The organism is Stenotrophomonas thermophila, assembly GCF_001499715.1.
GTDB classification, from domain to species: Bacteria; Pseudomonadota; Gammaproteobacteria; order Xanthomonadales; family Xanthomonadaceae; genus Stenotrophomonas; species Stenotrophomonas hibiscicola.
Genome location: NZ_CVIW01000006.1, coordinates 26020 through 36983 on the forward strand (window position 1 = coordinate 26020; position 10964 = coordinate 36983).

At 67.9% G+C, this 10964-nt stretch carries 14 protein-coding genes; 3 read left to right on the forward strand and 11 right to left on the reverse strand.

What is annotated here, in order from left to right; genetic code table 11:
- Nucleotides 1-4: 4 nt before the first annotated feature.
- From BN1263_RS04520 to BN1263_RS04535, 4 genes are read right to left on the reverse strand one after another with little or no spacing between them, the layout of a single operon-like run.
- Nucleotides 5-598 carry a PH domain-containing protein gene (locus BN1263_RS04520; RefSeq protein ID WP_058979839.1) on the reverse strand — a complete coding sequence of 198 codons (594 nt, stop codon included), beginning with the start codon at nt 596-598 and terminating at the stop codon, nt 5-7.
- Nucleotides 599-601: 3 nt separating this feature from the next.
- Nucleotides 602-781, reverse strand: a complete 180-nt coding sequence (locus BN1263_RS04525; RefSeq protein WP_019659310.1) for a DUF4177 domain-containing protein — start codon at nt 779-781, stop codon at nt 602-604.
- Nucleotides 778-957 (reverse strand): type II toxin-antitoxin system antitoxin, encoded by a 180-nt coding sequence (locus BN1263_RS04530; RefSeq protein WP_058979841.1) that lies wholly within the window; start codon nt 955-957, stop codon nt 778-780. The genes BN1263_RS04525 and BN1263_RS04530 overlap by 4 nt, the downstream gene beginning before the upstream one ends.
- A 45-nt stretch (nt 958-1002) precedes the next feature.
- Nucleotides 1003-1884, reverse strand: coding sequence for an SPFH domain-containing protein (locus tag BN1263_RS04535; RefSeq protein WP_058979843.1), 882 nt, complete (start codon nt 1882-1884; stop codon nt 1003-1005).
- A 137-nt stretch (nt 1885-2021) separates the two neighbouring features.
- On the opposite strand from BN1263_RS04535, the gene purT reads away from it, so the two are divergent.
- Entirely contained in the window at nt 2022-3209 is a 1188-nt protein-coding gene (gene purT, locus BN1263_RS04540; RefSeq protein ID WP_058979845.1) for a formate-dependent phosphoribosylglycinamide formyltransferase, read from the forward strand.
- Between the two features lie 72 nt (nt 3210-3281).
- On the opposite strand, the gene BN1263_RS04545 is transcribed toward purT, so the two are convergent.
- On the reverse strand, nt 3282-4496 hold the full coding sequence (locus tag BN1263_RS04545; protein ID WP_058979846.1) for an endonuclease/exonuclease/phosphatase family protein: 1215 nt from the start codon (nt 4494-4496) through the stop codon (nt 3282-3284).
- Between the two features lie 38 nt (nt 4497-4534).
- A complete protein-coding gene (locus BN1263_RS04550) occupies nt 4535-5290 on the reverse strand; it encodes an arginyltransferase (protein WP_058979849.1) in 756 nt (251 codons plus the stop codon).
- 156 nt (nt 5291-5446) lie between these two features.
- On the opposite strand from BN1263_RS04550, the gene BN1263_RS04555 reads away from it, so the two are divergent.
- On the forward strand, nt 5447-6007 hold the full coding sequence (locus BN1263_RS04555; RefSeq protein WP_058979851.1) for an EF-hand domain-containing protein: 561 nt from the start codon (nt 5447-5449) through the stop codon (nt 6005-6007).
- A 52-nt stretch (nt 6008-6059) separates the two neighbouring features.
- On the opposite strand, the gene BN1263_RS04560 is transcribed toward BN1263_RS04555, so the two are convergent.
- The 4 genes from BN1263_RS04560 to BN1263_RS04575 form a co-directional block, all read right to left on the reverse strand.
- The gene (locus BN1263_RS04560; RefSeq protein ID WP_058979853.1) at nt 6060-7277 is read right to left on the reverse strand and encodes an RNA polymerase sigma factor; all 1218 of its coding nucleotides are present in this window, start codon (nt 7275-7277) and stop codon (nt 6060-6062) included.
- 106 nt (nt 7278-7383) lie between these two features.
- Nucleotides 7384-7893 (reverse strand): pathogenicity-like protein, encoded by a 510-nt coding sequence (locus tag BN1263_RS04565; protein WP_049447046.1) that lies wholly within the window; start codon nt 7891-7893, stop codon nt 7384-7386.
- A gap of 4 nt (nt 7894-7897) precedes the next feature.
- Nucleotides 7898-8797 carry an acyl-CoA thioesterase II gene (gene tesB, locus BN1263_RS04570; RefSeq protein ID WP_032953622.1) on the reverse strand — a complete coding sequence of 300 codons (900 nt, stop codon included), beginning with the start codon at nt 8795-8797 and terminating at the stop codon, nt 7898-7900.
- Between the two features lie 79 nt (nt 8798-8876).
- Nucleotides 8877-9653: an enoyl-CoA hydratase/isomerase family protein gene (locus BN1263_RS04575; RefSeq protein WP_019659300.1), complete on the reverse strand. Its 777-nt coding sequence runs from the start codon at nt 9651-9653 to the stop codon at nt 8877-8879.
- A gap of 35 nt (nt 9654-9688) precedes the next feature.
- On the opposite strand from BN1263_RS04575, the gene BN1263_RS04580 reads away from it, so the two are divergent.
- Entirely contained in the window at nt 9689-10135 is a 447-nt protein-coding gene (locus BN1263_RS04580; RefSeq protein WP_058979856.1) for a copper chaperone PCu(A)C, read from the forward strand.
- Between the two features lie 72 nt (nt 10136-10207).
- On the opposite strand, the gene BN1263_RS04585 is transcribed toward BN1263_RS04580, so the two are convergent.
- The gene (locus tag BN1263_RS04585; protein WP_058979858.1) at nt 10208-10933 is read right to left on the reverse strand and encodes a hypothetical protein; all 726 of its coding nucleotides are present in this window, start codon (nt 10931-10933) and stop codon (nt 10208-10210) included.
- Between the last annotated feature and the right edge of the window lie 31 nt (nt 10934-10964).

Below are 10964 nucleotides of genomic sequence, written 5' to 3' on the forward strand. Positions count from 1 at the left end.
CAGCTTACTGCCGTGGCGCCGACGCGGCCACCTTGCGCAGCACATCGAGCAGCGCCTGCGGCCGGTCCACGCTGAGCAGCAGCGTGCTGCCGTCACTGACCGGCAGGGCGAGGACACGCGCACGATCGGTGACCAGAGCGAAGCCCTTGCCGCCCCCGTGCAGGCGGAAGTGGCCGGAATAGAAGCCTGGCACTGAATAGCCATTGGTTTTGACACGGATGCCATAGCGGCGGTCACGCTGCAGGTCGACCACCTCGGCCTGGTCCAGCCGCAGCTGCGCCACCGGGACGCGGCGGCGGTACATCGTCGAGCGCACATCCAGCACGTTGTCGGCCAGTTCCACCCGGCGACGGAAGAATGCTGCGCCCAACCCGATGCCGAGTACCGCGATCACCAGCAGACTCCAGGCGGCACTGCCACCCATCCGGAACCAGGGCGGCGACAACGTTACTTCGATCCAGGGCGCCGTGGCCGGCGCCTTGTACAGCTGTGCGTACACGCACGCTACGAAGGCAGCCAGCAGCGGAAGCACGATCCACAGCACGCGCAACGGCGAGCTCTCGGCCACTTCAAACGTCTTCGGGTCGCTGCCGCCCATGCGTCAGGCCTCCTTCTTGAACACCAGCATCGCCGGGCGCATCGGCGCCGGGATGATGATGTTGACCAGTTCCCAGCCCAGTTGGCCCTGGCGGCTGAGTTCGGCCTGGATGTCCTCGGCCTTGAGCAGGCCCATCATGGACGTCTTGACCTCGATGGTCTGGTAGCTCCAACGCTTGCTCATTCCTTGTCCTCCGACGATGGCGCGGGTCTCGGCAGGCGTCCCGCCTTGCGCAGGGCGTCGCGCAGCACGTATTCGATCTGCGCGTTGAGGCTGCGCAGTTCGTCATCAGCCCAGCGCTGCGCAGCAGCCAGGACGTCGGCATTGATGCGCAGCGGGTAGGCTTTCTTCTCACTCATGGGGGCTCCTGGCGGGGCGGTGGGGCACCCCGTTGCGAGTGTGGCTCAATACAGCGAGCCGGCATTGACGATCGGCTGGGTGCCGCGGTCCGAGCACAGCACGGTGAGCAGGTTGCTGACCATGTGCGCCTTGCGTTCCTCGTCCAGCTGCACCACGCCGTTCTTCTGCAGTTCGGCCAAGGCCATCTCGACCATGCCCACCGCACCAGCAACGATACGCGTGCGCGCGGCGATCACCGCGTTGGCCTGCTGGCGTTGCAGCATCGCCTGGGCGATTTCGGCGGCGTAGGCCAGGTGGCTGATGCGCGCGTCGATCACCTGTACACCGGCATCGGCCAGGCGCTCGGCCAGCTCGTTCTTCAGATGCTGGGAGATCTCGCTGGCGTGGCTGCGCAAGGCCAGCTGTCCATCCTCGTGCTGGTCGTAGGGGTAGCTGGTGGCCATCGCGCGCAGCGCGGATTCGGACTGGATGTGCACGAAGCTCTCGTAGTCGTCCACGTTGTAGACCGCCTCGGAGGCGTCGACCACCTGCCAGACGATCACCGCGGCGATCTCGATCGGGCTGCCGTCCAGCTCGTTGACCTTCAGCTTGCCGCTCTCGAAGTTGCGCACGCGCTGGCTGACTCGGCGCTTGGTATAGAAAGGGTTGTTCCAGCGCAGGCCGTTGTCCTTCACCGTGCCCACGTACTTGCCGAACAGGCTCAGCACCGCCGCCTGGTTGGGCTGGATGGTGTACAGGCCGGCCAGCGTGAACACGCCCAGGACTACCAGCAACGCCCCCAGCAGCATCAGCAGCAGGTTGGGCGAGCCGACGCTGGCCTTGGCGGCCACACCCAGTACGAACAGGGCGGCGCCAGCGAGGGCGACGAGCAGGGCCACGGCCAGCGTGCCGAGGCCGTTGAGCGAAGACAGCGACTTCTCTTTCATGGCGGTACGTCCTTGAGGGTTCGAACAGAAGATATCAAAGTGATATCACTTCCAGGCTACCGTTCGTCGGATGGCATGGCCAGAGGGCGCGGCCAGCTAGAATGCCCATCCGCCTTCACATTGCTGCTGGAACCGCCATGGCCAAGCTTGGAACTCCGTTGTCCCCCTCCGCCACCCGCGTGCTGCTGCTGGGCTCGGGCGAACTCGGCAAGGAGGTGGCCATCGAGCTGCAGCGGCTGGGCGTGGAGGTGATCGCCGCCGATCGCTACGCCGATGCGCCGGCCATGCAGGTCGCGCACCGCTCGCACGTGATCGACATGCTCGATGCGATGGCGCTGCGCGCTCTGATCGCCGAGGAGCAGCCGCACCTGGTGGTGCCGGAGATCGAGGCCATCCACACCGAGACCCTGGTCCAGCTGGAACAGGAGCAGGGCCTGCGGGTGATCCCGACCGCGCGTGCTGCACGCCTGACCATGGACCGCGAAGGCATTCGCCGCCTCGCCGCCGAAACCCTGGGCCTGCCGACCTCGCCGTACCGCTTCGTCGATACCGAGGCCGAGTACCGTGCTGCGGTGGCCGCCATTGGCCTGCCGTGCGTGGTCAAGCCGGTGATGTCGTCCTCGGGCAAGGGCCAGAGCACCCTGCGCAGCGAGGCGGACATCGCCCCGGCATGGGAGTACGCGCAGACCGGTGGCCGTGCCGGGGCCGGCCGCTGCATTGTCGAAGGTTTCATCGATTTCGACTACGAGATCACCCTGTTGACCGTGCGCCATGCCGGCGGCACCTCCTTCTGTGCGCCGATCGGCCACCTGCAGAAGGATGGTGACTACCGCGAAAGCTGGCAGCCGCAGCCGATGTCGGACAAGGCGCTGGCGCGTGCCGAAGAGATCTCGCGCGCGATTACCGACGATCTTGGCGGCTGGGGCCTGTTCGGCGTCGAGCTGTTCGTGAAGGGTGATGAGGTGTGGTTCAGCGAAGTGTCGCCGCGCCCGCACGACACCGGCCTGGTGACGCTGGTATCGCAGGAACTGAGCGAGTTCGCGCTGCATGCGCGCGCCATCCTTGGCCTGCCGATTCCGGTGATCCGCCAGAGCGGCCCGTCGGCATCGTGCGCATTGCTGGCACACGGCGAGGGCGTGCCGTACTTCAACAACGTCGCCGCCGCACTGCAGGTGCCGGACACCGCCGTGCGCCTGTTCGGCAAGCCGAGCGTGCATGGCCACCGCCGCGTGGGCGTGACCCTGGCGCGCGCGGCAACCATCGACGAAGCACGCGCCATCGCGCGTGATGCCGCCGACGCCATCGGCGTCGAACTGCGCCCCTGAAAAAGGAGCGACGACCAACGGTCGTCGCCTACCGAAACCCGGTGCGTACCGACCGTTGGTCGGTACGCTGCTCTACCGCACGTCCACCCACACCAGGTGGTGGTCGCTGCCGTCGGCGATCTTCGCTTCCGGGCTTTCATTGGCTGGCCAGAAGATGCCGCTGCCGACGTATTCGAAACCGGTCGAGGGCAGCACGTAGTCCAGGCGCATGGTGCCAGACTTCGGGCCGAAGTCGCCGGTGGCGTGGAACGGTGCACCCTTGCGCTCGATGCCCTTGGCCGCATAGGCCAGGCTGGTCTGCTCGCCGCCGACGCTGCGCGGGGTGGGGTAGCGCAGCACGCGGGCGTTCTCGATCAGTTCGACGATCGCCTCATGGCGGCCATCGCCATCGACCGGGTCATTGTTGAGGTCGCCGAGGATCACGAAGCGCGCGTCCTGCGCCAGGCCGCCGCACTGGCCCTTGTCGTCGCACAGCCACGGCTTGTCACCCTTGGACAGGTATTCCTGCCACAGGCGCAGTTCGTCGTGGTTGCGCGCCGCGTTGCGCTTCTCCGGACCGTCGAACACCGGCGGGGTTGGGTGCGAGACCAGCGCATGCACCACGCCGGCCGGGGTCTTCACCGGCACGTCCCAATGCGACTTCGACGACATGCGCAGCTGCGACCACACGTGGTCGTTGTAGAAGCTCTGGCCGGTACGCGGATCGACCGGGCGGATCGCACCGGGCATCGCGCTCCACTTCAGCAGCTGGAAGCTGCGCACCTTGGCTTCATCGATCGGGTAGCGCGACAACACCAGCATGCCGTACTGGCCCGGGTGCAGGCCGTAGCCCCATGCATCGTTGCCGCGGCTGCGGCCTTCGCCACCGACCACGCCGTTGTTGTCCAGGTCCAGCCCGCTGGGCACGCCGGTGTTGACCGGTGCCAGGTAGCGGTAGGCGAAGTGCAGCGGCTTGCCGCCGCCAGGCTGGGCCACTTCCAGGTAGCGCTTCTGGAACAGGTCGGCGGCGCGATGGGCGTCGTCGAAGTCGAACTCGTTCAGCAGCACCAGGTCCGGGCGCACCTGCTGCAGCACCGCGGCGATCTTGCGCGCGTGCTCGCTGTCGCCTTCCAGCTCCTTGATCAGGCCGCCGGCGTCATCGGAGTACAGCGAGGTGTTGTAGGTGGCCAGGCGCAGCGCTGCGGACGGCTTTTCGGTCATCGCGGGGGACGTGGCGAAGGCAGGGGCGGTGGCGCCGCAGAGCAGGGCCAGGGCGAGGATCAGGGGATGGCGGCGGGTCATGTTCATGGGCCGTATTGTGCACCCGGCCCGGTGTCAGCGGTTTGTCAGCGCCCGTCCAGATCGTTGTCGAAATCGTGCCAGCGGCGGCCATCGTAGGCTTCCAGCGGATGGAAGCGACGCTTGTAGTCCATCTTCTGGTGGCCGCGGATCCAGTAGCCCAGATACACGTGCGGCAGGCCCTCGCGGCGCGCCCATTCGATCTGTTGCAGGATCGCGAAGGTGCCCAGCCCGCGCGCGGCATGGTCCGGGTCGAAGAAGGTGTAGACCGCCGACAGCCCGTGTTCGGTGACGTCGGTCACCGCCACCCCCAGCAGCTGGCTGGGCTGGCCGTCGTGGCCGGGCAGGCGTATTTCCATGAAGCGGGTGTGCGACCAGCTGCCGATCAGGAACTGCTCGAACTCGTGCGGTCCATGGTCGTCCATGCCGCCGTTGGCGTGGCGGTGGGTGAGGTAGCGGTGATACAGCGCGAACAGGTCGTCGCGGGCGGTGGCGGCGGTGATCCGCACCTCCAGGTCGGCATTGCGGGCGGCGCAGCGGCGCTGGCTGCGGTCCGGAGCGAAGCGCGCCACCGGGATGCGCACCGCCACGCAGGCCTGGCAGTGCGCGCAATGCGGCCGGTAGACCAGGTCGCCGCTGCGGCGGAAGCCCCAGCTCAGTGCCAGCGGATAGAGCGCACCGAGGCGGCGGTCGTTCGGGTCCAGCACCAGGTCGCGTGCCACCCGGTCCGACCAGTACCCGCAGGGGTGCTCGCCGGTCTGGAAAAGTCGCAGTTCGTCGTCTCTGTCGCCATGTATCGCCATGGACACAGCATAGCCCCAGGTTGTCGCAGTGGCGGCGACTGTCCGGCGGATGAATGGAATCGGCAGTAGCGTCAACCGACGTCGCGCCCGGGCGTTGTTGTCCCCCGAGGGTGAAGTGATCACCCCGACGCTGTTCCCATCCCCAGGAGTGACCTCATGATCCGTACCCCCCTGCTGCTGGCCCTGCTGCTGGGCACCTCCGCTTCCGGTATCGCGCTCGCGGCCGACACCCCGACCACGCCCGCGCCGCGCCCGGCCAGGCTGGACACCAACGGCGACGGCGTCATCGACCGCAGCGAGGCCGCCGCCAACCCGCGCCTGGCCGCGAAGTTCGACGAGCTGGACAAGAACAAGGACGGCAAGCTCTCGCGCGATGAGCTGCCGCGCTGGCAGCATGGGCGACGTGGCCACGGCGGTGAGCGCTGGGCCAAGCTGGACGTCAACAAGGACGGCCGCATCAGCCGCGAGGAAGCCAAGGCCGATCCGCGCTTGGCCGCGCACTTCGACCAGCTTGATCTGAACAAGGACGGCTACCTGGACAAGGCCGACCGCGAGCTGCGCATGAAGCAGCATCGTGATGCCTGGTTCGCTGCCGCCGACACCAACAAGGACGGCCAGCTGAGCAAGGCCGAGTTCGACGCCGCCAAGGGCCCGATGCACGGTGGCCCGCGCCATGGCGGTCCGCGCGACGGCGGCGCACCGAAGCCGCAGCGCTGAGGGTCAATGCAGTGAATGACGACAACGCCGGCGGCACTGCCGGCGTTGTCCGTTACAGGCGGCCGCTGCGCATCAGCGAGTACGCCACAAGCGCAATGACCATCAGGTTCATGGCGATGATGGCGGTGCGGCCGTACATCGATTCGAACTTCCAGTTGATGCCGGTTCCCCCGCGCCGCGCCGAATCGCGCGCGATCATCGGCGCCATCACCCGCTGCAGCGTCACCAGGCACTGGTAGTTGACCACGCCCAACCCGACCGCCAGCACCGTCAGCTGCGTCCAGACCGGTGCCTGCAGCAACACAGCCAGCAGGATCGCCAGGCACCAGAACATGCCGGTGGTGATGTTGAGGTAGAGGAAGCGGCGCACATCGGCCCGCTCTGCCGCAGTTTCGGTGTACGACATCAGGAAGCGCCCGCCGAGGTAGCTGCCGATCGCGCCACCGACCACGCCGCCGATCACCGCCCCCCAGCTTTCGGCCGGCAGCACATGCAGCTGGCCCAGGGTGGCGGTCAACGATCCCATCGCGGTGCCTCCGGCAACGCTGGCGCCGCCGAGACCGAGCTTGCTGCCACCGACGCCGACGCCGGTGCCGATCAGGATCGCGGCACTGGCGGTGCCGGGTGCGGCCACCAGCACCATCGACACCACGGCGGTGGCGAATGCGGCGCTTGGTGCACTACTGCGCGCGAATTCGCCGAAGCGCTGCAGCAGGCCTTCGCGCACCAGGGCACGTGCACGCGACAGGCGCTTGCGCACGGCCGCATCGCTGAGCCCGAGCAGGTCGGCGACCTGCTGCGAGCGCTGTCCTTCGCGGTAGTACAGCAACAGGACTTCGCGGCTGTCAGCGGGCAGGGCGGAGATGATGTCCTCGGCGGCGATCTCCTCTTCCACCCGCTGCAGGCGATCGGCCGCACCTGGGGCCGGGTCGGCGGCCATGCCCATCGCCACCTCCGCGGCCTCGCCGGTCAGCGGCCGGCCACGTTGCGCACGCAGCCAGTCGCGGGCCAGGTTGCGGGTGATCTGCCGCAGCCACGGCAGGAAACTGGTCGAGCTGCGCAGCTGGTGCAGCTGCTGCCAGCCCTTCACGAAGGCCTCCTGGGCGATGTCCTCGCTGGCCTGACGATCGCGGGTGATGGCCAGCGCGATGGCGGTAACGGTGTTCTGGCAGGCCAGCACGATGCGGCCATAGGCGTGCTGGCAACCGCTGGCGGCGGCGGGCAGTTCGCGTTCCAGGGTCTGGTCGATCGATGCGGCGAACGTCGTCATGGCGGCGGCTCTCCTGCTGGGATTGTGTCCCATGACGGAGCCGCGCGCCCAATGTGACCAGCATTCTGTGCGGTAGCGCCGGCCAGCGGCCGGCACTACCCGTGCGTCACTTCGAGGGTTGGATGCGGACCCGGACTTCTTCCTCTTCCGGTGCGGCCTGCGGAGCCGGTTGCGTCTGCTGCGGCTGGGCCTGCGGGGCAGGGGCCGGTGCGACCGGCGCCGGGGCGCCGCGATGGCGCAGGCCGATCACCAGCGCCACGCCGGCGATCACCACCAGCAGGGCGATGCGAATGCGCCAGGCCCAGCTGCGGCCACCGCTGCCCTGTTCCGGCGCGTCGCGGAAGGCGAATTCGGCGGTCGGATGGTCGCGGCGGGTGGTGTCGAGCAGTCGCGCCTCGCGCAGGATTTCACGCGCGCGCGGCTGGTCGTCGGCGCGCACGATCCACACCGCTGGGTAGGCGTTGGCGTTGCCCAGGTCGGTATAGCTGAACTGGCCGCGGCGACGGGTCTTGTACGAGCGCCCGTTGGTCACCTTGACGTCGATGCCATGCCCGCGCAGCAGCTCGGCGACGCCTTCGACGGTTTCCACGCGCTGGCTGCTGAATATCTGGCGCATGGGTTTACTCCTTGGCCGGCACGGCAGCGGCCGCGGCCTGGTCGGGAACGACGCGGATCAGGCCTTCCTGCGCGGTGCTGGCCACCAGCACGCCGTTGCGGGTGAAGAACTGGCCGCGGGCCAGGCCGCGCGAATCCTGCGCGCTGGGGCTGTCCAGCGAATACAGCAGCCAGTCGTCGGCACGGAACGGGCGGTGGAACCAGATCGCGTGGTCGAGCGAGGCCATCTGCACGTGCGGGTGGTAGTAGCTGATGCCGTGCGGGAAGGTCGCCGTGCCCAGCAGGTGGAAGTCGGAGGCGTAGGCCAGCAGCGCCTGGTGCAGTTCGGGCGCATCGCCGACCGGTTCGCTCAGGCGCAGCCACACCTGGTGGTAGGGCGGGCGCTTGGGCGGGTTCAGTTCATCGCGCGGGTAGACGTGGCGGAACTCGAACGGGCCGCCACGCGACAGCCAGCGCTGCACCTTGATCGGCAGTCGCTCCAGCACCTCGGCCGGCAGCGGCCGGTTCGGTTCGATGTCTTCCGGCTGCGGCACCTCGGGCATCTTGTGCTGGTGCTCGGCGCCGGTCTCGGCCTGCTGGAAAGAGGCCGCGCAGAAGAAGATCACCTTGCCGTGCTGGATCGCGGTGACCCGTCGCACCGAGAAGCTGCCGCCATCGCGGGTGCGGTCCACGTCGTAGACGATCGGGTGGTCGATGTTGCCAGCGCGCAGGAAATAGGCGTGCAGCGAGTGCACGTGGCGGCCATTGTCGACCGTGGCCTGCGCTGCGGCCAGCGCCTGGCCCAGCACCTGCCCGCCGAACACGTACTTGGTGCCGATGTCGCGGCTCTGCCCGCGGAACAGGTTGTCCTCCAGCCGCTCCAGCGTGAGCAGGTCGATCAGCTCGGAGACGACGGGTTCGGGCATGTCGTTCAAGGGGGCGGCCACAGCAGTGAAGAGGCCCCGATTATACCGGTGCAGGCCAGCCCATCATCGGCACTACCGGCTACTTGCCCAGCCGCGCCACCAGCGCCTGCAGCGCGTTCTGTGCATCCGGGGCGAACCAGGCCTCGACGAAGCGGTCGAGCTGGATCAGGTCCGGGTGCAGCGCCTCGTGCAGGTCGGCGCGGGCGATGGCGCGGGTCAGCAGCATCGGCTGGCGCGGCTGCTTGAGCAGGTTCTGCAGCCAGGCCACGGCACGTGCCACCACCAGGTCACCCTCGGCCAGCTCATCGACCAGCCCGATCTGCAGCGCCTGTTCGGCCGGCACCAGCGAACCGGTGGTGAGCAGCACGCCGGCACGGTGCACACCCACCGCACGCCGCAGCAGGCGCTGGATGCCCTCCGGCGCGATCAGGCCGACCTGCACTTCGTTCAGGCCGATGGCGTACGGCCGCGACGGATCGGCGCTGCGCGCCATCACCCGGTAATCGCAGCACAGGGCCAGCACGCAGCCACCGGCCGGGGCGTGGCCGGTGATCGCGGCCACCACCGGGATACGGCTCTCGGCCAGCGTGCGCACCGCGCCGAAGAAGGCGTTCCAGGTGTCCAGCAGCCTGTGCTTGTCATCGCCGTGCGAGAGCAGGTGCGGCACGTCCATGCCGCCGGTGAAGATGCGCTCGCTGCCCGACAGCACGATGCCGTGCGCGTCTTCGGCCATGGCCAGCTCGATGGCGTGGATCAACTGCCGGCACAGGTCGGTGTCCAGTGCGTTGACCGGCGGCCGCGCCAAGCGCAGCTCGCGGATGGGGCCGTGGTTGATCACCTCGATGAGCGTCGTCATGCTGCGGTCTCGTTGCGAAGAAGGAACCTGGGCGGATGATAACCAAACCATTCGTTGGCGTACTGTGGGTTCTGTGTGCGGCCGCAGCATCGGCTTCAGCGGCCGAACCGGCCTGCGTCACGGTGGAGCAGGGCTGGGCGCGGTTGCCACCGAATCCGGCGATGCCGATGACCGCTGGTTACGGCGTGATCCACAACGGCTGCAGCAAGGCGGTGGCAATCACTGGCGCAGCCAGCAGCAGCTTCGATGATGTGTCACTGCACGAGACCACGATTGTCGATGGCGTCAGCCGGATGCGCGCGATCGAACGCCTGCCGCTGGCGCCGGGCGCGCGTGCCGAGCTCAAGCCCGGCGGCCTGCACCTGATGCTGATGCAGGGCAAGGGCGCGTTGAAGGAAGGCCAGGCGCTGCCGTTGCGGCTGCAGCTGGAAGGCGGCGGCGAAGCGAGTGCGACGTTGACCGTGCGCAAGGCTGTGAAATGAGGCTCGGGTAGCGCCGGCCGCTGGCCGGCAGGACAGGAAATGCCGGTCAGCGGCCGGCACTACCGCAGGGTCTTACGACCAGTCGTACGAGAACAGCACCGTGCGGCTCACCGGCTCATACAGCATCACGATCGCGTCGGCGCCGGTGGCGCACCAGTTGTAGCCAGCGACTTCGGCCACGGCGAAGAACTTGTGGCCATCGTGGCGGATGATCGCCAGTTCGGCATCATCTGGAGCATGCCGGTCGTTGGCGGCGTCGGTGAATTCCAGGGTGAAGGCGGCCGGAATATCGGCTGTTTCGATCCAGTTGCCACAGGAAATCCGTCCACCCAGCGTATCCAGGTAATCGCGCTCGCTGGGCTCGTCCTTGCCATAGCGCGAGTAGCAGGCCAGGCGGCCGTGCGTGGCATGGTAGTCACGCGCCTTGGCATAGCTCTCGCGCATCTGCGCGATGTGTTTCCGCGCGTGCTTGTCATCCACCTGATTGCCGATGAAATAGCCCTCGTTGCCGAGGAAGCGCATCTGGTTGCCGGCGGTCAGCTCGAAGGCGATCCAGTTGGTGCTGGTGAAGTCGTTGTGGTGTTCTTCGGTGGTCTCGCCGATGCAGCCGTCGTACGGCTCGATCGGGCACAGCATCGTTGCCACCTGGCCGGCCAGTTCAGGGCGCAGCAGACCGAGGTCGATCTTCAGCAGCGGCAGCAGATGCTGGGCGAGCCACGCCTGGTCAGCGGGGAAGACATCGGTAGGGAAGGGGACCATGCCGGGCAGCAGGTCGCGCAGTTCAGTCTGGTGGATCATCTCAGTCCTTTGAATGGGATCGGTAGTGCCG